Below are 24,929 nucleotides of genomic sequence, written 5' to 3'. Positions count from 1 at the left end.
GCTGCGGCAGGCCTGACGGCAGGAACTCCGCCTGCTGCGGCACCACGTCAGCTTGTGCATGGAGTTCGTGCGCCTCGTGCATCCCCTCGGCGGGCTGTGTCGGCGGCATTGCCTGCGGTGCAACGTCATGCGCTTCGCCCCGAGACTCGTCGGACTCAGCCGTATTGCGTCGCATGACGGGCGACGCCATCGCTGACTCAGGAACATCGGCCTGCGTCGTTCCGGGGACGTTCTCCGCGGCCCGTTGCGCTTCAGCCGCGTGGTCAATCGTCGGCTCAACTCGCGCCGGGTGACGGGGTGCTTCCGGCTGTGCAGGATCGACGCCGGCCGCCTCGTGCGCGTCGCTGTCATTGGCTTCGACGTCAGTGACGTCGCCCATTCTCAGTCGCATGCCCAACGTCATAGGCTGGCCCGGCTTCGTGTCTACAGGCTCTGCCTTGAGTGGCTTGTCCCTACGCACGAAGCGCGGCTCGCGATCCGTGTCCTCCTTGCGGCCTGCACCCGCGATAGGCATCGACGCGGGGGATTCGTCAGTGAACCCGGCGCGCAGTGCACGCAACCGCCCAAGAATGCCGCGCGAGGACGGCTCGTCTTTTTCAATACCGTTGAAGAGGCTCATCGTTTATCGTGCGGCAGCGGAATGAGGAAAGGAGGAAGGCAGCGGACCACCGAGATCACTCAGCGTTCGCGCCGGACCGCCCGGCTGCTGCGCGTTGTCGGACGTATTGGCCGTGCCGCCGCTGATGGTTTCGGTCCAGATACGCTTGCCATCGGTGACAGTGACGACGAATCCATCAACCCGCTTCACGGTCCAGCCATTGAGCAGCTTCACGCCGACATGCGCGGGATAGGAGGCGTTGCGGTAGTCGTACAGCACCGACGTTCCGCTCGTATCGCTGAAAGCGCCAACGAATCGCACCGGTTCCGTGTGGGAAGACGGCGGTGTCGCCCTCATGACCTGCGGAGTGACTGGCACTGTCGAAGGCGCAGGCGCGTTGAGCGTGACAGCAGTACCCTGCGGCCCGCCATCGCCGGCAAGCTGCCGTGCAATTTTCGAACGGGTAATCTGATCGATCTCGTCGATTGACAGGTGCGGCGCAGCGGGCGCCGGTAACGTCTGCGCTGCCGGTTGCGAAACAGCTTGCGAGACAGGTTGCGAGACCGGTTGAGAAGCCGCGGAGGGCGAAGCAGCGCCTGGCGAACCGATGTCGAGATTGGCCGAGGGTACGCGCACGCTCGCCGTCTGCATGTGCGGCGCGGCCGGCTTCGTCTGTTGCGCCTGCGCAGCACCGGTGATTAGCGTCAATGCACTGGCAATCGCCGTCAGCCGTTTATTCGAGAACATAGTATTTGCCCTTCGCTGTGAAATGGATTCCGCCCTGGTCGCCTGCACCGCCGTTCGCCTTCCCTGTTGCACCCTGTTCGTTCAGCTTCAACTCCACAGTCATGGAGTCGAGCGTCATGTTCGATGGCAGCTTCGCGAGCAACGGCGATTGCCAGCGAAAGCCGTTGATCTCCCATGTGCCGACACGAATCATCTGCGCGGGCCGCGGGCCGGTTGCCCCCGGCGGAATCGCGAGTAACGGCCTGGCCGGTTCGATGTGCACCGTGTAGCCGTAGCTGACCAGCTCGAACGGTTTGGTGGAAAGCTTCTGTGGTGGCGTCTGCAGGGCGTCGATCAGTCCCTGCTCGGTCGGCCACGCCTTCTGGTCACTGGCGGTCACGAGCGCGACGCCGGGCACCAGCGGACCGCGTGCTCCGGCATGCAGACCATCCGCGTCAAAACGCAGCGGACGCATCGCCTCCGGCGCCGCCTGGCGGAGGTCATCGAAACTGCCGCCATACCGGCGAAGGGTCAACGAGCAATAGCCCTGCGTCGCGCACACTGCCATCTCGAAGACCCAGCCCGCCACGACGGATTCGCTACTGCCAAGGGTGGCAAGAAGCGCTGGCGCGAGCAGATTGGCGCGCGGCATCTTTGCGGCGAACGTCTGGCGCACAAGCGCGGCGTACCGGTCTTCGAGCGACGGCTCTTTCGGGGCCGGCGGCGTCGAGGGATCCAACAGGTCCCTCAGTTGCATGCCACCCAGGACAACGGCCACGAGAATCACGAGAACCGGCACGACTGTCGGCACGTTAGCCGGCAGTTTCGAAATGCGCCCCGTCTTGCGATCGTCAAGCAGCGCTGACGCGCCGAAGCTCTCGTCCACGTCTCCCACGGCCTGGCCGGAACCGAGCGTGGTCAGCGCCAGATTCAACCGCAGGCATTCCTGCTCGATCGTCAGACGCCTTTCGTGCGCCTTCGGTACCGTGAGAACCTCGTCGCTGCGTACGACACCACGCACCACGAAGACAACGTGCACGCGCTGGTCATCCTGCAGCATGACGAGTACGGCAGCCCTTCCCTTCACACGTTCGTGCTGGGCGATCCGCGCCGCTCCCGAATACAGGCGCGCGCCCTTGATCTCACCCGTATCAGGTGCGCAGAAACCACCGATGGCGTCCTTGCCGACCTTGTATTCGATGTAGTGCGTCGCGCCGAAATCATCGGCGTATCGGCGGCGCTCGGCGCGCATCTGTTTGGCCGGATACGCGCGCCAGTCCAGTCCGAAGACCAGGCGCGCGTTCTTTTCGCGCGGCAGCGGATCGGTAATGTGCATGCCCGTGCTCACATCGACGGGACGACCGTAGCCGTCAGCATGATCACCTGGAAGGTCTTCGACTTGTTCCACAGACCCGTGATACCCGCGATACCGCCATTCGTCGTGCTGTTCGCAAGGTCCGTCAACTGGCCGTACAGCACGACCGTCTGACCATCAGAAAGCGCGATCGTCTGGTCCTCCTTGCTGCCTGTCGTGTGCGCCAGCTGGATCTGTTGCAGCGTCTGGCCAGAGCCGACCGACGCCGAGGTGAACGGGCCATTGAGCTTCGAACTGTCGGCCCAGTACGAGAGGATGATCTGGTTGTGGTCGTTGACCGCTGGCAGGATGTTGACGAAGTCACCCGTGGTCACGGTTCCCGGCGTGAGACCCGGCACGCCCCCAGACGTGGCCGTGAGGCTCCCCGCAGACGGCGAGGTCGAGCGCAGATAGTCGTCGCTCTGGAACGAGGCGATGGAAACGGGCAAGCCGTTGAGCGTCATCTTCGTCTGCGTATTGTCCTGCACCGTGCGGCCATACTGGTTCAGCGCATTGAGGACGGCGTTCGTGCCGGAGAACGGCGCATTCGGTTGCAGCACTGACAGGCCGACCGTACCCCCGCCCGACGAGAGCGACGTGGGCGACGTGAAGCTGACCGCATACTTGGCAAGACCGCCCTGGATATAGTTGAACACCACGTCGGCATTCACGCCCGCCTGACTGCCGTTGTTCAGCGCGATCTGCAGCGTACGCACGCGCAACATCACCTGGCGCGTCGAGACGGCGTTTTCCTGCGCAAGCAGCTTGCCCATGCGGTCAGCCGCCTCACGCGTGTCGTAGACCATCACGAGGCGGCTTTGCGGGTTCACGGTCACACGGCCCATTGGCGAGCGCAGCTTGTCGAGTGCGTCGCTGATCGCCTTGATCTGGTCGAAATCCCCTTCGCGCCCCGTCGATGTCTGTGCCGCAAATGAGCCCGTATTGCCGCCCGATCCACCGGTGCCGTTCGCCTGGTTGCCCGTCGAGGTGTCCATGCCCTTGGACATGGTCGACTTGATCGACACCTTGCCCGGGATCGCGGCGATCTGATACATGCGCGTGACAAAGCGCGTGATGTTGATGGTCGAGCCGTCGAACGACCAGTCGAGACCGAGGTCTTCGGTCATGCGTGTCAGATACGCGCCGGCATAGCCCGTGAAAACCTGGCCGTAGACAGGTTCTTCATAGGCATTGCCGTTCGCGGCTGTCGTTGTGCCCTTGCCACCCGCCGACTCGCGCGGCACCAGAGAACTGCGCGGCACAAACACGTCGGGGCTCAGATGGACCGGATAACCCGTTGCGCCGGAGATGAGCGTCGAAATCTGCCTGATACCGATGTTCGCAGGCATCGTCACCTTCTTCTCGCGGAAGGTGGCGGGCAGCGTCGCTTCATACGCGACAGGCACGAGCCGGTCGCCGAGGAACGCCGTTGGCACGTCTTCCACCAGCGCCATCGAACCAGGCAGATTGGCCATCGCATCGCTCCCGGTGCGATGAGCCCCGTCGTAGGCCGCGTTGATGTCGCTCTGATTGACCGCGCAACCCGCGATCGTCAGCGAGCAGGCGACGGAAAGGCCAGTTTTGAAAATGGATGCGTGACGCATGGTGTTAGTCCTGGCAGTTGGCCGCGCGCGCGATGACGCGGATGACGTTGTTCGTATGACGGCAGATGCGCGTGGGCACGCGCATGTGATTGGTCGCCTGCATGACCTGCGTGAGGACAGAGGTGAAGTCGCCGGAGAAAGTCGCGTTGAATTCAAGCGGCAGATCGTCATCGACCTTCCACGCGAGCTGCCATCCCTGCGTCTGCAACCAGCGGTCGAGCGCGTTGCGCAGATTAAGGTCCTGCGGCGACACGGAGAGCGTCAGCGCGGCCGGCGTTGTCGGCGCACCAGGCAGAACCACCGATGCAACCAACGTTGCCGGCGCAGCCGTTGCAGCCGTTGCAGCGGCAGAAGCAGTGGGCGCCGCGGTAGCTATCGATGCCGATGCCGACGCTGAAGCCGATGGCGCGGCGCTCGCGGTCGTCGCCCGCGGCGATGGGGCAAGGATCTGCCAGCCATCCCCGACAGGTGGCGTAACACGCGACTGATCGAGGTCGATCGAAGCATGAGTCCAGCCTGATACACCGGCCAGCACCAGTGCGGCCAGCACTCGCGCGATCACGCGTACCCGTTCGTTTCTTTCGATCGTCACATTCATGTTTTATTGCCCCTGCCGCTGCAGGCGGCGATAGATTGCGTTGGCATAGATCAGCTGCTTCTGCGTCGAAACTGCGTTGTACGCACCCACGGCTTTCTAGCAGGCTGTTGAATTTGGGTCCCGTGTAAACGGGGTTTGAGGGACGGGCGTTATGGATATCGTGTTCATGATCTTTGGCAGCGGATGCGATGCGCGGAATGGATGAGATGCAGGAACCCCTGTTCACGACGGTCAAGCTCGAGGACTTCGTCCCGGCAGATCACCCGTTGCGACCGATCCGGTTGCTGGTGAATGACGCGTTGAAACGGCTCAACGGGCTGTTCAGCGTCATCTACGCGGACACCGGCCGTGCCTCGATTGCGCCTGAGAAGCTGATGCGGGCGCTGCTGTTGCAGGTGTTCTACTCGGTGCGCAGCGAGCGCATGCTGATGGAGCAGATGCGCTACAACCTGCTGTTCCGCTGGTTTGTCGGGCTGGCGATTGAGGACGCGGTGTGGGACCACTCGGTGTTCTCGAAGAACCGCGACCGGCTTCTGGAGCATGAAGTCGTGGAAGCGTTCTTCACCGAAGTCATGAGCCTGGCGGACAAGCGGGGCTTGCTGTCGAGAGAGCATTTCTCGGTGGACGGCACGCTGATTCAGGCGTGGGCCAGTCACAAGAGCTTCCGCCGCAAGGACGGCCCGGACGATGGTCCGCCAGCCGGCGGTGGCCGCAACGCCGACACTGACTGGAAAGGCGAGCGACGTAGCAATGCCACGCACGAGTCGACTACTGATCCGGAGGCGCGATTGTTCAAGAAGAGCCACAAGAGCCCGGCCATCCTGTGCTACCACGGGCACATCCTGATGGAGAATCGCTCGGGGCTGGTGGTCGGCGCCGTGGTGAGTCACGCAGATGGTTTCGCCGAGCGGGCCAGCGCATTGCAATTGCTCGATTGCGTGCCAGGCGCTCATGCGAAGACAGTTGGTGCCGACAAGGCGTATGACACCCGCGACTTCGTGAACGATTGCCGCGCTCGCAACGTGACACCGCATGTCGCGCGCAACGATGAGCGTTGGGGCGGCAGCGCAATCGATGGTCGCACTTCGCGGCATACAGGCTACCGGATTAGCCAGATCATCCGCAAACGAATCGAAGAGCATTTCGGCTGGGGTAAAACGGTCGGTCGGATCCGGCAGACGGTCTATCGCGGTATCAAGCGCGTCGACCAGCACTTCAAGCTGACGATGGTTGCGAGCAATCTGACCCGCATGGCCCGAATGCCAGGGGTGGTGCCGCAAGGAGCGGCGCGATGAGCCGTCACGGCGTGAAGACTGCGCGCCAGCGGGGCTGCATGCGTGCGCATGCCCCGCGCGGATCGCGCGGCAAACCGGTAATTCAGCGGGAAATTGCACGCGCAAGTCTCCTGAACGTAGCTTCGGTCGTCATGACGGGGCGCTTTTCAACAGCCTGCTAGGTCGCCCCGAACTGTTTGATGTTCGAGGCGAGAATCCACGTACCGACGTAGGCGTTCACACAGGCGTTGAAGAGGTGCTCGCGGCGAATTCCATACCGGGCAAGCCTGGGTAGCCACGATGAGTTGATCTGCATGAGGCCAATGTCTTCGGTCCCATTGCTGTTCAGGTTCACTGCATTCGGCCGCATGCCGGATTCGTGCTGTGCAATCGCGCGTACCAGTTGCGCGCTGATGTGCCGGTAGGCAGCAGCGTCATCAAGGCAGTCAGCCCGCGCAACCGCGGCGCCGCCAAGCAGCAACGCGCTGAGAATGGAAGCGTGCGCCGCATGCATCACGATTTCGCCACCGCCGTTGCGGGTGCCGTCGGTGCGGCAGGAGAGCCGGGAGCAGGACGCTCGAAGTACTTCACGTCGTGGCGACGCGTGACGTTCACGGTATTGCCGTCGGCGGTGACGATGAACTGCTCGGACGTGCCGTTGAACATGTAGTAGCGGCCCTTTTGCTCGCCGGAACCAAGGTGCTTCACATCCGCCACGTTGATCTGCACCACCGAGTCAGCGAACTTGAAATAGGTGTGCCCGTCGCGGTCAAAAACAGCTTCAAGGTGCGCCGGGCTTGCCGCGTCATAGTCATAGACAGTCCCCGCGGAACGCGCGAGCTCGACCGTCTTCGTGCCGTCCGACGCGACCATGCGCTCGGCGCGCTTGATGGTCATCACGTTGGTCCCGGCATCCCACTTCGGATGCAGCGAACGGCCTTCGGGCGTTCGGAACGTCAGCTCCCCGGTCGGCTTCGACGCGAAGCGGATCTGTGTATGCGTGTCGTCGCCGTCGCGGATCGCCTGCGCGCCAAAGTATTCGGCCAGCAGGGATGCGGGCGCAGCGGTCGGTGCCGCTTCCTCTGGTTCCGCAGCCACCGGCTGCGCAACCGCATCGGCTTGCGGTTTCTCGCCAGCGGCATAATTGAGCGCGCCTGACTTCGGCGCATCGCGGTGCAGGCGGATGTGTCGCGACGTGAAGTCGACGTCCGCATACAGTCCGGTTTGCGTCATCAGGCGATCGAGCGCCTGCATCCAGTTCTCGACCGCACGCGTGGCAAAGGCGCTTGCGTCGGTGATGTCCACATCCTTCTGTGCAGACCCGGTCCAGCCCTGCGGAGCCAACGCCTTCACGAAGCTGGCCACGGGCATGCTTGCCTTGAGCGCGCGGACCGGTTCAAGCGCACCATGTGTGCCGATGAGCACGAGGCGATTGGTGAAGCCATCGAAGCCAGCGGGCTGATCGTCGCGCAGCGCCGCGAGCGCGCCACGCGCTCCGCCGCCGATGAACGTGTTCGCCTTCGTCCAGCGCGCACTGGCCGGACGGCCAGCTACCGTGTACGTGACCGTTTCGGGCGTTCCATCGACCACGACATAGGGTCCTTCCGCGTGGCCACCGACCGCGGAAATAACCTGGCCCGCACGAGGCTGGATGTAGGTCTTCGATCCATCGTTGAAGATGAGCGCGGGACGCTCGGCGATACCGCCTGCAATCTCATAGTCGAAATCGAATGGATCAGTGTTCGCTGCATGGACCGTGATCGCGCCGAACAGCGCGACACAGGCAAGAGCAATTCGGGAAACGTTGAGCTTCATAGGCCGGCCTGGATCTGGTTGAGGTGCCGCGCGAAACGCGCGAGATACGCCTGCCCCGGAGCCGGATTGGCGCTGTGGTAATAGGCAATCGCCTTCGCGACGGAGTGCGTCTTGCTGTAGTTCTCGTTGAGAATGTCCTCAGCAACGCGGATGCTGGTGGCCGGAGACAACGCGTCCCACGGCGATGCGAAACGGCGCGCGTGGTACGCCCAGTTGATCTGCATTACGCCTACGTCGAAGTCGCTGCGGCCGCGTGCGATCAGCGACTGGACAACGCGATAAGCATCCGCACGGGTCTTGAAGAAGAAGCCCTGCCCCGCGATGTTCAGCGTCCAGGGCCAGGCCCGCCCGTTTAGACCGGACTCGTTCAAGGCGATGCCCGCGAGTATCTTCGGATCGACGCTTCTATGCATCAGCTCAAACGGAGCTGTCGCACTCGCGCACGCCCAGCCGCCGCGGCCCTCGGCGATCGCGGCCTGGGCGTCATCGTCCAGTACGGTTGGCTGCAGCCAGCCTTTCGCGACGAGCAACCGCTCGAGCGAGACGTCGCGCGAGTCGACCGACACGGTGATACCCGTATCCGGATTGCTCGCCACGGATTGCCCCACCAGCGGCGTCGCCCATTTTTCGAACACCTGCAGCCCGCACCAGAACACGGGCTTACCATCAAACGAAGCGAGCGCGCGGGCGTTGCCATCGGCCAGAACAACGCTTGTCGGGCTGATCACTTCAGCGATCGTCGCAGCCTGGGCGCCGTGAAGGTACGCGACCAGCGCAACAACCATTCCGCCGATAGCAATACGTTTTTCGAGCGGCTTACTCATCGCGATACGGCTCCAGCACAATGTCGCGATTGACCTTGAGCATGAAACGGCGCTCACCTGGGTCCGATGTAATGGTCGGCGGGATGTTCTTGTATCGTTCAAGCACTGACTGGGCCGTCGTGGCGGCAACCTGGCCCGCCTTACTGCCGACCTGGGTAACACCAAGCGGACCCGTGGTGGTGGAGGTTTCGCCACCGTCGTACTTGTGCAGAAGGATCGCGACGAGAAAGGACGTCCCGAAAATCTTGAAGAAGTGGTTGTTGACATCGCCCGAGAAGCCAGCCGAACCGTCGCCATCCGCGCCCTGCGCGCCGAAGAGCGGGACATGCTTGCCATTCGGCAGGCGCAACTCCGTCGCAGCTACGAGAATGCTTTCCTGGCCCGGCTGAATGTCAGAGCTATACGGTGCCGTGATGAAGCTGCCCTTAGGGATCATCAGGCAGTCGCCACGGATGCTGTCGTACACATCTTTTTCGACGATCAGTGAGGCTGTGCCGGGACGATCGGAATTAAGTCGCTCTGTCGAGAGCACGCCGATGTGGTGGGGAGGCGAAAGCACGCAGCCATGCGCCTGGCCCACAAAACCGGCGCGCGGAAAATCCTGGTCGCTACCGGACCGCGCCGACACATTCCTGATGAAGGTGGCATCGTGGCCCTGGCTCGAATATGGACGCGCCGACTGCGGCTGTCCTGCTCCTGCGGCCGCGAAGGCCGACGCGAGTCGTTCAGCGACCGACTCTCCCGCCGCCTGTTGCGCGGCAGCCTGCTGGGCCGCGACCTGAGCGGGCGTGAGCACTCCCGGCAACGGGTTGGGCGTCGTAGACGCACGCGCCGTATCCTTGACCTTCAGGCCCGGTTTGAAGATCGGCGACGCGAAGATCGCGTCCGTGTCGGCGTCAGCCTTAATCTGCCTGGTCTGCTGATCGTTGATAAAACCATCGGCGGTTAGCGCAGGCGCGACATTCACCATATTCGACGTAGCCGCGGGCGAGGACGGGCGTGCGGCGGCCGCCGCGCGCGCTTCGGAGGCCGCCATCTTGCGCGCCTCGCTCAACTGGTCGTCGATCGTCTTGTTAAGGTCCTGCGTGTTGTTCGACTTGTCGACGACTTCAGCAGCCTTCGCCTTTTTCTGCAGCGCCGCCTGTTCGTCAACCTTGGCGCTCTCTTTCACCTGGTAGTAGAAGCCGAGTGCTCCGATCACGACTGCGGCGACGCCGCCCACCGCAAACAGTGCGTTGCGGGGCGACTTCCCCTTGAAAAGACTTGCGCGCGGGTTGTTCTGCTGATCTGTCGGTGAGTTCATCTCGCCCCTCAGAAGCCGAACAGGCCTGCGCGGCCGCGCTTGATCGTCACTTCCTCATTCGGGGCGCGCAGCACGATCTGGTTGGCTATCTCCTGCACGACGATGTACTGGCCGCGCCGGATGAAGTTCGGGCTCACGACATCCCCGTGATCCTTGACGAGGGGCACGGCAAACGGTGCATTGGCGGGCAGGCGCAGCCATACCGACTTGCCGTCATCGAACACGGTCTCGGGACGGAAGGACGCCGAACCGGAGACTGTATAGTCGAAGTTGAGTTTGTCGGGCGAGACGCCAATTGGGCCCGAATCCGTCCGGCCCTCGGAATCGTCACCGTGGCCCTCGGGGCCAACGACCGCTTGTTCGCGCGCGCGGACCTTCGCCATGACAGAGCCGGGGTAGCTGAAGCGCACGGTCTGATAAAACAGGCCACCCATGGGCGACGACACGAGCGTCATGTCGTACTCGCGCAGGTTTGTGGTCAGGTGAAGGGTGTTGACGAGGCCGGGTTTGACCGGCTTCACGAAGAGGTGATTCTCGCCATCGGTGTCGATGACCCACTGTATCGAGTCACCCATAGCTGGATCGGTCGTCACGCGCTCGCCCTTCGCCAGCTCAATCGTTGTGTTCTTCAGCGGCGCGGTCATGATCCGGTAGATCTGATCGCGGCTATAGGGGAACACGACCATCCGAGCATCGCCCGGCATGGTGATCGGGTCCGAACCGGCGTTATAGGGATTCACCGGGCTCATCGGGTCGCTCATTGCTCTGGCGAGGTCAAACGAAGCGGCCGGGGCCACGACGCCCTTCTTCGCTGCATTCACAGCCGGGCAAACGGCAGCCGCGCATGCGAAAGCGGCCGCCCACAAAGCGAGCGTGCGGGAGGCGATCATCATTGAGTTTTTTGGATCGAGAACAACGGATAGAACATTCCGAATGGATTCGAACCGAGTGCGTCTTCGGAAGTCGGTGGGACGATCTGATAGCGGATCGTCAGGGCGTATTTCTGGACGACGGGCCTGTCGGTAGGCGACTGCGTCGTGCTGGTTGTGAATTCAACGACGCCGGTCGAGTCTTCAAGCAGTGCAACGTTTGTGACGCGTACCTCCCGAACCAGCTTCGGATTCAGGGTGATTGCCTGGAATGGAGCGTCGCTTTTGACCCAGTCGCCGAACTGATTGCGCGCATTGCCAACCATCATGGCTTTGATGCCGTTGATGTTCTTTGCCATGCGGGACGTCTGGATATCGTCTGTGAGGACCGGTTCGATCGTGAACCAGCGCTCAACGGTTTCCCGCAGCGAAGTGCGGATTGCCTGGTCGTCGGGTTTGTATGCGGCCAGTTGGGCGACTACTGCGTGGCCGTTGACGTCGGACGAAACGCCATATGCCTTGACGACCGACGGCGGGGGATTACGTGTGTAGACCGCGCCCCCAGCGATAAAGGCCAGGATGAAACAGAACGTCTTCCAGTGATTGGCTTCGGTACGCAGACGCGCACCCATGTCGAAGATGATCTTCTCAGGGTCATCGTTTGAGTAACCGCCAGGCGCGGTGGAAAGGGCGATTTGCTTCTTGCTGCGGAACAGGGGCATGACGGTCGATCCATTTGGGCCGACTCAATTGAATCAGCCCAGGGTGGAAGCCGATCATGCGAAAGAGATGCGATTTATCGCCGCTTTTCGGCGCCGCTTAAAGAGGGTCACGGACGGCCGAGCCGGCTCAGGGACCTAAGGTGAAATGACGCAGAAATTCGTGAGCTTTTGGGTAAATCGGTTTTCCTGTAAGGCGGTAGCATCTTCCCATCGCTGTTTCACGCGTTTCACAGTCGGCAGGGGGGCTAGCCAACAAGGTTGGATTGCATGTGAGCGCAGTTTTCCACTTATTTTCAATGCCTTATTCCCGAACGCATTTCAGTTATTGCATGGCGTGTAGAAGAGAGGTGTCTGAGCCGGCTCAGACACCTCTTTCACCGGTGCAACGCCTTCAGCGTCCAATTGCTGCTGTCTCAGATAGATCGGTTCCTAAGAGACGGAATCAAAAAGACCCACTGGGGGCTGTTAACCTTCTCGGCAAGCTGTTAACCTTGGCCACCTGAACAACTGGAACCAAGGATGGGCGGACACTGATCGAGCCATTGCTGCCTTCGCTCAAACCCCGGCGCAAGAAGTATCCAGGCCGGTTGCCGGTTGCGAACCGAGCTGCACTGAACGGCATTCTGTTCGTGCTCAAGACCGGTATCCGCTGGCGGGACCTGTCGACCAAATTGGGATTTGGATCGGGGTCAACCTGCTGGCGACGGTTGCGCGACTGGCAGAAGGCCGGCGTGTGGAAGCGATTGCACGAGCTACTGCTGGCGAAGTTACGCGAGGCAGGCGAACTCGATTTCTCACGAGCAGCCGTCGACTCTTCATCCGTGCGAGCTGTGGGGGCGGGCGAAAAACTGGTCCGAACCCCACGGATCGCGCGCGACCAGGTTCCAAGCACCACATTCTCGTAGACGCCAATGGCGTTCCTGTCAGCGCGATCCTCACTGGCGCGAATCGTAACGACGTCACCCAGCTGCTGCCGCTGCTTGACGCCATTCCACCGATTCGCGGCGTACGTGGCCGGCCGCTTCAGAAGCCCAAGGTCATCTACGCAGACCGTGGCTATGACTCCGAGGCGCATCGGTAGAAACTTCGCGAGCGCGGCATCAAGCCGGTGATCGCCAAGCGCCGGACAGAACACGGCAGTGGTCTGGGCAGATTCCGCTGGGTTGTCGAACGTACGCATGCGTGGCTTCACAACTTCCGTCGTCTTCGCATTCGCTTCGAACGTCGGGCCGACATTCACGAAGCACTTCTCAAATTCGGTTGCTCCCTCGTCTGCTGGAACATCTTCAGACGGACGGAGCAGCCTTTTTGAATCCATCTCTAACGAGCAGGCAAAGAACATGGAATACAACAACGACATGACGCTTCGCCGCGAAGCCGCCATCGCGTTGCACGAGCAGTTGCGCGCAACACGGGCTTCCGTAATCGCCATTGGTGAGTTCTATCTCTCAGTGCTTGAACTGGGGCTGTGGCCGAGCTTACGAGCCATTGCCACCGGACTGAACATCTCGTATCCGCAAGTGTCGAGGATGGTAGGTGCAGCACGACTTCCTAAAGCCGTGCTTGAAGTATTCAGGAATAGAAAGTTATCTTTTCGAAATATTCAGACGCTTCAAACGCTTACTCGCCAGCTTGGCGAATCAGAACTTGCTCGTCGAACGGCGCACGTCACTGCGAATTGTTCGCTTGAGGAAGTGTTTACCGTGCTTACCACTGGAAAGCCAGTCGTGCGCGAAGGCGTGCGGGTAAGGATCATTCCCGGTAAAAAATATTTACGCCTCGACGTGCCAAATTACGAGCAGATCGCCCCGCGGATAGTAGAACTGGAAGCGATCCTCAACGCGTTGCTTGCGACCTACAACTGGAAGCACCGGGCAGGAGCTCTCTCTGCACCCAAGAAGGCTGCGACGCGCAGCTGAACTCATTTGAAATCTATGCGGGCGCATTTGATTGACCGAGCGAAGCCGCATTCCTCCTATGCATCCCTGTCTGGAGAAATGAACATTGGTCGCGGGCCCTATACCTTGTCGGTAAGCGGGCGCACAGCAGGTTCCTGCTGCAGGTTCACGCCTCGTCGACAACGGCCGCTTTAGACACTCGCGCGGCCTTCGCCTTCCGCGATATCTTGCCGGCAACGAAGGAGCCGAATGCGCTGTACACCTTTGGATCTGTAAGTTGCGCGAGCAAGTCTTTCGGCTCCGCCTTAATCACTTTCGCAATGAGTATTGCGCCGGGGCTTGTCGCGAACTCTGCGGCCACATTTTCCTGTTCCTCATGAGCGAGCGTGTTGTAGTGGTCCCAGCCAAGTGCCACTTCCTTTTGCTTTTTGTCGTTCGCCGCGGCGCTCAGTTGGGCTTCCCGTGTGTCGGCGTCCTCCCGCGCTACCTGCTGAGTGGACTCAAGCGCCAGAGCCTGCTGATGGATGTCCTTGTCGATGGTGCCCAGCAGGTAGTCCTCGCGTAAGGCCTTCATGAAATAACCGCCTGCGCGCACTTTAACCTTCCCCCGGGCAGCCATATGTCGCGTGTATTCGATGGCTTGGTTGATGCGGTCATCGGTGTACGTCGATCGATTGGCAATGATCTCGTTGAACTCCGCCCTGTTGAGCGCGAACTCCGTGCGCAGCGTGTCGTAAAGCGATTTAAGCACGACGAGCGCGGTCTTTTGCTCATCGCCTTGGCGCTGTCCCTGCAACCTGAAGCGTAGTTGGCCGATGCGCTTGGACCCCGGAACGTTTTGCGTAAGCATGTCGATACGAATGCCCGTAACTTCCAGGATCTCCGTCATCGCGGTCTCGAGCACCTTGCTGCGGAAGTGCTTGAACAGGTCGTAGGTCTTGGTCTCGCAACCCATCAAGGCGCGCATGGCGGTGACCTCGAACCACGGCGTCACGCCGTCTGCCATGTATGGCTGGAGCCGGTCGTAAAGAACCTTCGAGTGAATAGACTTGAAAACGTAGCGGAGACTCAGGAAGTGCGATGCACTGGGATTTTTTATGGCTCGCTGAAGCCGCTCCGCCAATTCAAAGGTGAACTCACCGTCGTCAACAAACGCCGAGCCCATCAAAGGGACAGAACCCCAGCGCTCTTTGGTGGGGTCCGCGACGTCGATTTCGGTCAGCTCGATCGCGGCTTTCTGGGCTTCGCGAATTAGCTTGGTGAGGTGCCGCCGGTTTTCGCTCGTCGTGCACATCAACCATTTGAAGAGCCCAAAATCGACGCGATACTCCTTGCGAATCTCAGGGTCGTCCGCGACCAGGAAGTACGCAACATCGACAAGACGGCGGGCCGCGAGGCTAAGGTCGACGATCTTGACGAAAGCGTTGCTTCGCCGGAAGCCCAGATCATGGGGTGCAGCAACAATGCTTTCGCCTCTGGCCGTGTAGTCTTCAAACAAGGCCAGAGCCAGTTGATGCGCCGCGCTATCCATACCCTCTCCAGTTGGTCTGGGCCGGAGCGTGACCTGGTAAGGTCGAAATGTCAAAACATTTTCGGTGACTTTGCCTGACAGAAAGTTGTTCCCGCCGCAACATGCGCGTTCTGCAGCAGTTGGGGGGCCAGACAAGCGGGGCCGAGCGCAGACAAATACCGAGGGTCGCCGGCGGCAGGAGCACAATTTTGGTGACCTTTCAGTCCCCCCGTTTTCAAGAGACCGGAGTTAGCAATCGCGATTGTGAGTATGTGTTTGCCCGAGCGAATTTGGCTGCGGTTTGGTTTGGTAGTTAGTGTCTTTAAGAAAACTAAACCAACATACTAGTCATCCCGCACCCAATAGAATCAAGAGCTTAGCTTGGAAAGGTCACATCAGCGGCTCGATTGGTCACCGGGATTGTGCGGCAAGGTCATCGTTCGGTGTAGATAGGTCACTCAATTTGTCTCAAGAGCCGGGCGCAGATATCTAAAGGTCACCGGATTTGTGGAGAAGGTCACCAAAATTGTTCCGACGGACGCGTCAGGCTTGCCGGAGGCTGATCTCGGGCAGTTTTTGGCCCCGACAAGGTCACCAAAGTTGTTTCCGCCAGCGCACACTGCGTACGCCAAGACCCCTGTTGCGTCAAGGGTTCGCGAGTGGGCCTGTCGTGTGTGGCGTGGCAAGGTCCGCCAAGATTGGAGATCCCTCCGCGATCTTGAGGGCCCTTAACTTGGCAAAGTCACCGAAATTGTAGGATCGACGTGAGACATGGTCTGGGCGAAAAGTCACCGAAATTGTGGAGATCTGCCGCTTGAGGTCCGCGCGGTGGCGCTCGGCAGCCTCTGCAATCCGAGTGGAGTTCTGCGGCAATAGAAATTGCCGGGGCGAATGCATGTTAAGTCATTGATGCCGTTGGGAATTGCAATGGTCTGGGGCTCCCGTGAGCGGTTGCTGACGCCAATACCTCCGGCGGCAAAGTCACCAGAATTGTAGGAGCGCCTATGATGAGGCACGAAAAGTCACCGGAATTGTTGGTAGTACACCCTGTGTTTGCAGAAAAGCCGCGACCAAGGGGCGTTTGCGCGTTCTCTTAGCCGAGAAAGGTCACAAGAATTGTACGCCTTAGCATGGGTACCGCCGTTTAGATAGCCTGCAAAATGGCTGAAGCCGACAATTTCGGTGACTTTGCCTTCCCCGTGCACGGGACATCGCACAATCCTAGTGACCTTGAGTTGGGCGAACGTTCTGCAACAACAATCTTGGTGTCTTTGCCCTTCTATGGAAGAGCACATCGGGGAACCGCTGGTCCGTTGGAAGCTCACCGAACGAGGACTTGCGCTTTTGAATACGCCATTTCTGCGATTTCTGCGACTTCAAACGCCTTACATCGCCCGTTTGATTTTGGGTCAGCTCCAGGGATGGGGGTTATGGGCTGCTGGCGAGGATCATCATTCCGCCGTTGCAAGCAGATGGGCGGGACCCTCTCAAGCCTCTACAGCGCGTTCTGACGCGTCGGTTTTTTCAAAAACTTAAAGTAAAGGATGAAGTTTTTCCCTCCATCGCTTATTCTACGCAACATCAAGAATTTCGAGGGGAGCGTTGAATATGCTAGTGAAGAGTGAATTTCCCGAACTCAATAGAACCGTCACTCTTGACGGCGTGGAAGAACTTTCGAAGAAACTCGATCAGCTAACGCGCGACCTGAGGAAGGACATTCTGACGCCCAATCCGCGGAAGCATGCTCCGACATTCACGTCTACTCAGGTGGCGGAGATGTGCGGTATCGACCGCGCGAGGCTTCACTACCTAGCGACTCGGGAAGGCAGCACGCTCCCGCAAGGAGAGGTCCAGGGCAATGGCCGGATCCGCAATTTCAGCCTTGCCGAGACGCGGGCGTGGGTCCAGCAAGTCTCTCCGATTAAAAGGTCACCGCTGCTGGAGAAAGGCGAAGCAGCGGGACGAATCGTTGTCACCTCGAATTTCAAGGGTGGCAGTTGCAAGACCACCACCACCATGTGCATTGCGCAAGGGCTTAGCCTGCGCGGGCGCAAGGTATTGCTGGTCGACCTGGACCCGCAGGCGTCGCTCACTGAGCTGTGCGGCCTATATGCGGAGAAGATGTTGGGCGAGGACGATACAGTACTTCCTTTCATTTACCAACCGAACGACGTCGAACTCGGAGACGTTGTGCAGCCGACGTACTGGGACGGGATTGATGTCATTCCAGCCCACCCAACACTTTTCGCGGCTGAGTTCTGGATTCCCTCCCAAGTAAAAACAGTGAAGGGATACAAGTTCTGGTCCATTCTTCGTGACGGGTTGGCGCCGCTGCGCCGGAAGTACGACTACATCATTCTCGATACGGCGCCGTCGCTCTCATATCTGACGATCAATGGGCTAATGGCGGCGGACGGCATGGTGATGCCTCTGGTTCCGGAAAGTCTGGACTTCATCAGTTCGGTCTCGTTCTGGAGCCTCTTCAATGACATGACGCCGGCTTTCCGAGAAGGCGGCGACAGCGAAAAGAAGTTCGACTTCGTCAGTATCCTGCTTTCGCGCGTTGACAACAGTTCGACTTCCTCGGCCCCGATCGTTCGCAGCTGGGTGCAGGCAGCATATGGCCACTGGATGAGCCAGACCGAAGTGCCGGCAAGCTCGGTGATGAGCACAGGCGCGGTGGGGTTATCGACTGTTTTCGATGTATCGAAATGGGAGGGCGGCAACAAGACGCTTGCCCGTATTCGCGAGCCTCTTGAAGAGTATTGCCGCTGGATGGACGATTTTTACGCCAACAAGTGGGGGACCACAGAATGAACATGCGCGAGCGCCTTAAGGCAAACACGCAGAATTTGGTGCCGGCCGCGGAAAGGCACATTGAAGAGCCGACAGGGGACAACAACCGGCCCAAAACAGGCATTGGCTTGATGACCAAGCTGACTCAGGCTGAGCAGCGCATTGCAGAACTTGAAGCGCAAGGGGCGCAGAGCGTTGTTCCTGTAGCCAAGGTTCGACCAAATCCCTGGCAGCCTCGAACCCGATTCGTCGAAGCCAAACTTCGGGAGCTTGCGGAGAGCATCAGGGAAGTAGGATTGATGCAGCCGGTACTGGTCCGTCGCATTACGTTGCAGGACGGCGAAGAATACTTCGAGCTGATTGCTGGTGAGCGTCGTTGGCGCGCGCATCAGCTGCTTGAACTCGAAGACATCAAGGTCATTATTGTCGATGTCACCGACGCCGATATGGCCGTCATGGCGCTGACCGAGAATATTAGCCGGGAAGACCTAACCGACTACGAGATCGGGAAGGCGATGCGCCGGGCCGAGAAGGAGTTTCCGGACCGGAAGAAAATGGCGGAAGCGATGGGCCTTAGCCGCAGCTCGCTCTACCGCTACATGGCGTTCGAGAACCTTCCGACGTTCATGCTCGAAGACCTCGAGCGGAGCCCAGGACTCTTTAGCGGTAACGCCGCGAGCGACACCAACACGGTGCTCAAGAAATTCGGTCAGTCGGCGTCCGAAGTCGCGGCGGATCTTTGGAGGCAACTGGTGAGCGGTAGCCTTGAGCAGAGTAAATTTGCGAAGCTTCTAGAGGGGTCCATGCTCCGACGCGGAGCCGCGCCGCCCACCACGAATCGGGACATTCATAAGGTCTATGCAGGTAAGGCTCACGCGGGCAGCATAACGAAGGATTCAGTGAGCTTCACCGTCAAGCTGAAGAGCGCCATCTTGACCGAGGCACAGGAGGAACGCATCCGGTCGCTGATAAATGAGCTGTTCGCTGATATCCCGTAATCGTAACGAGCGGACGCGAATACCCCTCTTCGGAGGGGTTTTTTTCGTGTGTTCACCTAGCGGCTCCGCCCTATCGAATCGAGCAATCAGCGGGACGTGTCTTAGCGCCAAGCACGGCGCCGGACACCACCGACGCCGGGACGAGGGGAACGCGATCTGTTCCTACTAGGAACACGGGTTCTGGTCTCTGGGGGTAGCAGGTCTGGTATCGCGCTGCCTTTCGGATGTGCGTGTTCCCGGTAGGAACACATTGGACGGGCGAAGAGGAGCGAGCTGCCCGTCCGGTCGACCAGCGCCGCGACGCCATCAGGCGCACCGAAAATCGATGTGCGGCCGCACGCTTCCCACGTCGCTCGCAACGGTGGGTTTTACTGCGAAGTGCCCAGTTGCGTGAGAAGCGATAGTTCACGGTCGCATCTTTTGTCGTCGGAATGGCACGGCGCCGAACCTTACCCTTGACCGTGTTCCTACCAGGAACACGCTGCTCCGGAGTCCGGCAAAGAAAAGGGTACGTCTGTCAGCCTACGTTCACAGGTCGCCCTGCTCGGTCGGCGAGTCATTTCACTAGGTCTCACGGTTGCACCTACCCCGACGAGCGCGCGGAATGAGACTCCGTCAGATCTTCGCGTGTCGTCCAGGGAACACAAATCATAGATAACACAAGGAAAGCGCACGGTGGCGTCGCGCGGAAGCTCAGAAAAGCGGCGGCGGAGACGAACCCGGACCGCGGGTTGTACGGAGCCCGGGAGCGGTCACGAGCTCCGTGTCCCTACTGCGAACATGGTGCCGATCGCAAGGAGCAAGAGCACGAGCGGCTGTCTGGCCTATTCGGGTCGCAGAAGACTTCGTGATGGTGCTCAACGCTTGCGCCGCCAGCGCGCGGCCTGCGACGATGTCGCCGGCCGAATTCAAATGACTCGGAGACTCGTGCGGTGGCGCGAGCGATTGGCCGGTAAGTCCCGTCACCCAGCATAGTTGAGCGGCTGGTAGGGACAGGCAGTGGCCCGGTCGGAAGCGGACCGTGCCGTCGCCTCGGCGTGTTCCTAGTAGGAACACGGTGGTCGTAGAACCCAGCCTGCCCGGCGAGCATTTCCAACCGCGTTCCTACCAGCAACAACGCCAGCGGGAAGAAAAGCCACGTAGACAACGGGCCTCGTCGAGAGACCGTAAGTTGTAGTCGACGCCGGCAGACTTTCGTGATGCCTTTCACAACAGCATCAGAGTGTTCTTGAGACCGTCGAGGTCTGGACGTCCAAAAGCGAATTCGACCCGAACCTGTCCCCGGTGAGCAACCCGCGGTCACCCACATGGTTTACCTTTGCCTCGACCGTATTCCGCACGACGACGGACGACAAAAGCGCCAGACCGTCAAGTTGAGCACGACGCCGTGGCCACGAACGCCCAGCGCGTGCACAAGACGTCGACTTCCCTTTCGGACGCGCCGCGATCGCAGTCATTTTCGGCAACAGCGGGCGGCTGGACGCTGGCTCGGTGTAACGCTCACACACCCGGGCGGGGATGCCGTCTGGCGCGGGGAGCGACGCTAGAGCAACTGGGGCAGCGTCTTGTCGATGGCGATGTGACATTCATTCTGGCCGATAGCCAGGAGATCGCCTACCACCCAGGGTTTGCTGGATAGATTCTGCACGGCTGCCAGCGGCTCTGAGAACCAAGTAGCACCAGCACCCCAGAGCGCTGCAACTCCGGCGAAAGCGGGCCGGCAAGCGGACGTTGCCGCAATGAACGCCTCAGTTTGCCCTTGCCGATCCCATCTAGATCCGAGTTGGCACTGAACTCCTCGTGGCGATCGCCCGCGTGGGTCCCAATGCTCGACATCGCGATGTGCTCACGGCATACATACCTGAGAAGGTGTCGCTCCAACTCGTTCTGACAGGGACGCGGCGTCTCGCGATTCGGGCCAGTGATACAGATACGCACGCACCGAGATATCATCACTCGGAACCTGGAATAGCCCGTTCTACGATTTATCCGTGGGTGCCGCTCAGCTCTGCTGTCACGCGGCCGATGCGTTCGAATATCACCAAGGCACGGATGATGAGTGCGCACCGATCTCCATCAGGTTTTTGCTCATCTTTTCCCGCATCAGTGCAAGCACGCCGAGCGTTGCTTGAGTTTGCCGATACCAGCTCACGATCGCATGCAGCCTTGCTGCGGCCAGTGCGCCGCACAGGGTGATACAAGCGCGGTCCGCGATGATTTCGGGCGAATCGGCTCCCTAGGGTGACACTCCGGAGCAAGCCCCGAATCCGTAGGCGTGCAGGCGGATGCTTGACTCCGCAGTTCCGACAGCATCGCAATCTCTCCATCGTGACGTGCTTCATTACACCCGGACCGCTTGTCGCCGCGTACAGCCGGCCAAACGCGACGAGCGGTCCGCGAGCGCTGCGTCGCTGTCCTTCTGCAAGTCACTTGGCTCAGGTCCTCGACTCTCGTGCGATACAACGACACAAATCGCGCCGGTCAGTGCCTGCCAGCAACACGACCAGTGGATCAGCGGATACTAGAACTTCTAGGGGCATTCTCGCTGAGGCCGACAAAAGATCAGCAAGGCGTCTGCGCGAGCTTGGTCACACTGAGGTGCACCGCTATCTACACCCCGCATTGCCACGGCCTGATCGACGAAGCGGCACCCGTAGCCGCTATCAGACGACCGTGCTTCGAGCATCCACAGCGCAAGAAGCTCTCGGACACGGCTTTCAAAAAAGCTGGTTAGGCCGCACAACGTACGACGCTGCTCATCATTGACGGTGCTCGAGGACTATTCGGGGCGGAACGTGACGCTCAATGCCTGCGTGCAACGACGGCAGCACTGTGCAGCAGCGCGTGGGGCACACGTTCCGTCGCAACGGGTTTCTGTTTGGCAGGATAAACGCTTCTCCTGAGCCTGCCCCGGGCAGCGATAGAGTTGCGGCGTGGGTCCGTCGCGCAGGGGGCAGAAAGTTTGGAGCGCGGTTGGTTCCGTGGGAAAAAGAAATCGGTACTGGGTTAATTGTGGCAATTTACCTGGTATAACTAAATGAACGCCGTTCTCACGGGCCCAATCCTATAGCCGGGAGCCACGAAACTTCGCGGCGGCGGACGCGGTACCTTCGTGAAACATTGCGAAACTGTTTTCAATTGCCTGGAAGCCCCGTCCGTCAATGCCTCCCCGCTGTTTCCGGCATTTGTTTCACGGCGGATTTTTGCTAAGGAGGGCAAAAACTGATTGTGCGGTCGTAAAACGATGGCGTCTGGGCGCCGTTTGATTCTATCGTAGTGAATGATACGTAATTTGTAGCGGACCTAGCCTGCGATGAATAACTGTTACTTATGGGTGGTTACCAGACGGCGGGCGAACCAACGTCGTTCCAGGCGAGCCGCCTAGACTTAGACCTAGTAACGAGCGACTTCTCCAAGACCGTTATTGCTTGATGAAAAGCGCAGCGAGACCGTTGTCGCGCAACACAGATTCCGCCAAGATTATATGGTCCGGACTTCTTCGCTTCGCATGGCCTATCGCCTCGAACTCGTGGCTCTGGCGCTGCCCGCCAATTGCGCACCTGAATCGCTCCCGGCGCCTGTATCCCAATTCGTCGCCGCGTGCTGGCCCGGAATGAGCCGAGCGCAGTTGCTTGACCGCGCACGTCGGTTCGCGTTGCGCGCTTCGCTGCGGGCGCGCCCCGAACGCAGGCCCGACGGCGTACAGCTTTATGCACTCGTATTGGTGACCGACGATGCGCGCGCCGAGCTCGTAGCTCATGTGCGCCGACTCGCGCGTCGCGGCGGGGCCCGGCGCGCCCGAGCCTCTTTGCCGCCAGCGCAGGACGAGAGGCAAACTGGGCTCTTCTAAGAGCTCAATAAAGGAGTCGTTGCGTTTTTGCGGCCACATTTCCTGGGCGCCAGACGAACTCACGATCGGACCAATAACGTGAAGGCAAGCGGTCTGCCGCTTTTGCGGGGCTGAGGGATGACCGCTTCAACGGATAGATTTGCAGTTGGGTTTAATGCGGTACTGATCCTCCGTAAAGCGTTGAATCGCGGGTTGTCCGCAGCCGTACGACTATGACGCTGCCCGCCGGTGGACAACTCGCGTTGCGATGAGAGTTGATTTTTCGCAAGCAGGTTTTCGAATTCAAGCGGCGAGCAATAGCCGATGCTGTCATTCCGCCTTGGCCGTGACGTAGAACGTATTATTGAGAGTTACGTAATTCATGACATCACCAAAGCTCGGCTTGCTTCCAGCAGGCAACGATGATCGATTTGCGCTTCTGGCCGCTCTTGAGCTTGTTTCGAGCGGTGTGCTTCAGTTCGGCCAGGTTATCAGGGCAGAAGTTCGCCAATGCGTGCCGCTTGAGCCAGGCCCAAAGGTATTCGACTGGATTCAGGTCCGGGGCGTAGCCGGGCAGCAGCGCCATCTGGATTGCGCCATCCGTGCTGTCAAGGTACTCGCGCACGACGCGGCTCTTGTGCTGCGCTGCGCCGTCCCACACGATCATCAGCTTGCGCCTGAGTTGCGCGCGCAGCGCTTTGAGGAATTCGATGATTTGCGCGCTTCTGATCGCGCCGTCGTGCAGTCGGAACACGAAGTTGGTACGGGTAAGACCGGCGATGGCCGAAACGTGCTTCCAGTTGAAGTGGTACTGAATGATCGGCGTGCAGCCCTTGGGCGCCCAGGTGCGCACTCGTGTGGGGCGCTCCGAGAGGCCGGATTCGTCAATGAAGACGATCAGTCTTCCTTCGGCGGTACTCTTTTTTTGAGCGCGGGCCAGGTCTTGCGCTTCCCGGTCAGTACCGCGTCCTCGTTGCGCTCGATCGCCCGGCGCTCCGGCTTTTGCGAGCTGAACCCCAAGGCGCCCAGCAACCGCCACACATGTACCTCGCTGAAGGTAACGCCGTACAGTCGCTCGATGAGCACCCGTACGCGCTTGAGCGTCCACAGTTCGGTACCGAATCCGTGTGTCAACGGGCTCTGCAGCAGCGCTGCGCGCAGACCTTCGAGTTGGGCCGCATCCAGTTGCGCCGGCCGCCCCGTGGCCATCACGCGGAGCGCATCGATGCCACCTTCGTCGAGTCGGGCCTTCCATGTGTATGCAGTCTGCCGCGCCACTCCGACCATCTTTGCCGCTTCGGCGGGCGTCTTGCCCGCCAACATCAAGCGACCGGCACGCACCCGCTTGCGCGTAGCGTCGTCCATTTTGGCCATCAACCCCGTCTCCCTTCAACGTGATGACCGTATAACGCACCAGCAGAGAATCGGTTGTCGTGAATTTAGTAAATCTCAATAAATCTATGGTAGTCGCCCCCATTTTTGCAATCACGATTTTCGATGTCATTGCAGGCTCGCTTAAATCTGTCCGGCGTCGATCGTGGAGATCACGCCCCGCGCCACGATGAGGTCCGCGCCTGAAGGTCCTAAAACTGTCTCGGCTTCGAGAGGCCTATTTAATACCCAAGTTGTCCTTCAGGCCGATGTGCCGTTCATGTCATCAAATTTCGGTCGTCGCAAAACCGGTTGAGTGATTCGCCAGAAGTTGAACTGCGCAGTCAGTCCGAAGCGACAGTCGATCCCGCACAGTACACGGTGCCATGCGCTGCCATTGACCACGCAGTTCGCGTAGAACGTATTAAATCTGTCTCAACTGCGTAAATAAACGTGTCAACCCACGTCGGCGGGGCGAAGTTGCAACTAACCGTCAGTCCGCGTAACGGCTCCCAATCGCTTCGCCACAAACCGCCCTGCAAAGAAGAGGGCAGTTTGCCACCCGCGGATGTCGTCGAACTGCGACGATTACCCGTTCGGCACCCCGCGGGTTTCGCTGCTGCCGAGTCGTAGAAACACTAGATCTTGCGGTGTGCGGGATACCGCCCAGATCCAAACAGACCGCCCAATTGCCGTCGAAATCCTAGAACTGTATGTCCGACGCATGCAGCGGGACGCTCCTGCAGTCGTCGAATACATAGCAGGGGTCACTGCGATCAAGCATTACCTCAATGCCGTCCAGTGAAGCCTCGCGCTGCCATTCAGCGCCGCGTTTCCGTC

General features: G+C 60.1%; 16 protein-coding genes and 3 pseudogenes. 5 read left to right on the top strand and 14 right to left on the bottom strand.

Translation table 11 applies throughout. From position 1 onward, the window contains the following. Positions 1-622 precede the first annotated feature (622 nt). From QFZ91_RS27900 to QFZ91_RS27880, 5 genes and pseudogenes are all read right to left on the bottom strand, one after another. Positions 623-1,345, bottom strand: a complete 723-nt coding sequence (locus QFZ91_RS27900; RefSeq protein WP_429569072.1) for a hypothetical protein — start codon at positions 1,343-1,345, stop codon at positions 623-625. Then, positions 1,332-2,660 carry a hypothetical protein gene (locus QFZ91_RS27895; RefSeq protein WP_429569071.1) on the bottom strand — a complete coding sequence of 443 codons (1,329 nt, stop codon included), beginning with the start codon at positions 2,658-2,660 and terminating at the stop codon, positions 1,332-1,334. Before QFZ91_RS27895 ends, QFZ91_RS27900 begins: the two co-directional genes overlap by 14 nt. Before the next feature lie 8 nt (positions 2,661-2,668). Continuing rightward, positions 2,669-4,282, bottom strand: coding sequence for a type II secretory pathway protein (locus QFZ91_RS27890; protein WP_429569070.1), 1,614 nt, complete (start codon positions 4,280-4,282; stop codon positions 2,669-2,671). Positions 4,283-4,286: 4 nt separating this feature from the next. After that, entirely contained in the window at positions 4,287-4,880 is a 594-nt protein-coding gene (locus tag QFZ91_RS27885; RefSeq protein ID WP_429569069.1) for a toxin co-regulated pilus biosynthesis Q family protein, read from the bottom strand. 3 nt (positions 4,881-4,883) lie between these two features. Then, positions 4,884-4,976 (bottom strand): annotated as a pseudogene (locus QFZ91_RS27880) (lytic transglycosylase); the annotation flags it as partial. Between the two features lie 92 nt (positions 4,977-5,068). Here QFZ91_RS27880 and QFZ91_RS27875 point away from each other — a divergent pair. After that, complete coding sequence (locus tag QFZ91_RS27875) at positions 5,069-6,175, top strand: IS5 family transposase (protein ID WP_429522659.1); 1,107 nt, start codon at positions 5,069-5,071, stop codon at positions 6,173-6,175. 166 nt (positions 6,176-6,341) lie between these two features. On the opposite strand, the pseudogene QFZ91_RS27870 reads toward QFZ91_RS27875, so the two are convergent. From QFZ91_RS27870 to QFZ91_RS27845, 6 genes and pseudogenes are all read right to left on the bottom strand, one after another. Next, positions 6,342-6,668 (bottom strand): annotated as a pseudogene (locus QFZ91_RS27870) (lytic transglycosylase domain-containing protein); the annotation flags it as partial. After that, the gene (locus QFZ91_RS27865; protein ID WP_429569068.1) at positions 6,668-7,969 is read right to left on the bottom strand and encodes a TrbG/VirB9 family P-type conjugative transfer protein; all 1,302 of its coding nucleotides are present in this window, start codon (positions 7,967-7,969) and stop codon (positions 6,668-6,670) included. The gene QFZ91_RS27865 and the pseudogene QFZ91_RS27870, both read right to left, overlap by 1 nt. Then, a complete protein-coding gene (locus QFZ91_RS27860; protein WP_429537994.1) occupies positions 7,966-8,754 on the bottom strand; it encodes a transglycosylase SLT domain-containing protein in 789 nt (262 codons plus the stop codon). The genes QFZ91_RS27865 and QFZ91_RS27860 overlap by 4 nt, the downstream gene beginning before the upstream one ends. Before the next feature lie 31 nt (positions 8,755-8,785). Next, positions 8,786-10,096 (bottom strand): TrbI/VirB10 family protein, encoded by a 1,311-nt coding sequence (locus QFZ91_RS27855; protein WP_429569067.1) that lies wholly within the window; start codon positions 10,094-10,096, stop codon positions 8,786-8,788. An 8-nt stretch (positions 10,097-10,104) separates the two neighbouring features. Continuing rightward, entirely contained in the window at positions 10,105-10,989 is an 885-nt protein-coding gene (locus QFZ91_RS27850) for a TrbG/VirB9 family P-type conjugative transfer protein (protein ID WP_429569066.1), read from the bottom strand. Further along, the gene (locus QFZ91_RS27845; RefSeq protein WP_152854524.1) at positions 10,986-11,687 is read right to left on the bottom strand and encodes a type IV secretion system protein; all 702 of its coding nucleotides are present in this window, start codon (positions 11,685-11,687) and stop codon (positions 10,986-10,988) included. Before QFZ91_RS27845 ends, QFZ91_RS27850 begins: the two co-directional genes overlap by 4 nt. 530 nt (positions 11,688-12,217) lie before the next feature. On the opposite strand from QFZ91_RS27845, the pseudogene QFZ91_RS27840 reads away from it, so the two are divergent. After that, a pseudogene (locus QFZ91_RS27840) lies at positions 12,218-12,999 on the top strand (IS5 family transposase). A gap of 28 nt (positions 13,000-13,027) precedes the next feature. Then, positions 13,028-13,606 (top strand): hypothetical protein, encoded by a 579-nt coding sequence (locus QFZ91_RS27835; protein ID WP_176369395.1) that lies wholly within the window; start codon positions 13,028-13,030, stop codon positions 13,604-13,606. 145 nt (positions 13,607-13,751) lie between these two features. On the opposite strand, the gene QFZ91_RS27830 is transcribed toward QFZ91_RS27835, so the two are convergent. Then, positions 13,752-15,116 carry a replication initiation protein gene (locus QFZ91_RS27830; protein ID WP_368718766.1) on the bottom strand — a complete coding sequence of 455 codons (1,365 nt, stop codon included), beginning with the start codon at positions 15,114-15,116 and terminating at the stop codon, positions 13,752-13,754. Positions 15,117-16,703: 1,587 nt separating this feature from the next. Between QFZ91_RS27830 and QFZ91_RS27825 the strand changes: the two genes are divergently transcribed. Further along, positions 16,704-17,912, top strand: a complete 1,209-nt coding sequence (locus QFZ91_RS27825; protein ID WP_176369392.1) for a ParA family protein — start codon at positions 16,704-16,706, stop codon at positions 17,910-17,912. Continuing rightward, positions 17,909-18,889 (top strand): ParB/RepB/Spo0J family partition protein, encoded by a 981-nt coding sequence (locus QFZ91_RS27820; protein WP_176369391.1) that lies wholly within the window; start codon positions 17,909-17,911, stop codon positions 18,887-18,889. The genes QFZ91_RS27825 and QFZ91_RS27820 overlap by 4 nt, the downstream gene beginning before the upstream one ends. Positions 18,890-22,310: 3,421 nt before the next feature. On the opposite strand, the gene QFZ91_RS27815 is transcribed toward QFZ91_RS27820, so the two are convergent. Together QFZ91_RS27815 and QFZ91_RS27810 are read right to left on the bottom strand one after the other, a co-directional pair. Then, positions 22,311-22,778, bottom strand: coding sequence for a hypothetical protein (locus tag QFZ91_RS27815; protein WP_429569065.1), 468 nt, complete (start codon positions 22,776-22,778; stop codon positions 22,311-22,313). Between the two features lie 328 nt (positions 22,779-23,106). After that, positions 23,107-24,092, bottom strand: a protein-coding gene (locus QFZ91_RS27810) for an IS630 family transposase (RefSeq protein ID WP_429568700.1) whose coding sequence is annotated in 2 segments (ribosomal slippage) — positions 23,107-23,633 and positions 23,633-24,092 — 987 coding nt in all. Because the reading frame shifts where the segments join, the coding sequence is not laid out codon by codon here. Positions 24,093-24,929: the final 837 nt, after the last annotated feature.

This window comes from Paraburkholderia sp. JPY419, assembly GCF_050435705.1.
GTDB classification, from domain to species: Bacteria; Pseudomonadota; Gammaproteobacteria; order Burkholderiales; family Burkholderiaceae; genus Paraburkholderia; species Paraburkholderia youngii.
Note: the sequence above shows the minus strand (reverse complement) of the source record. Positions and strands in the feature narration are given on the sequence as shown.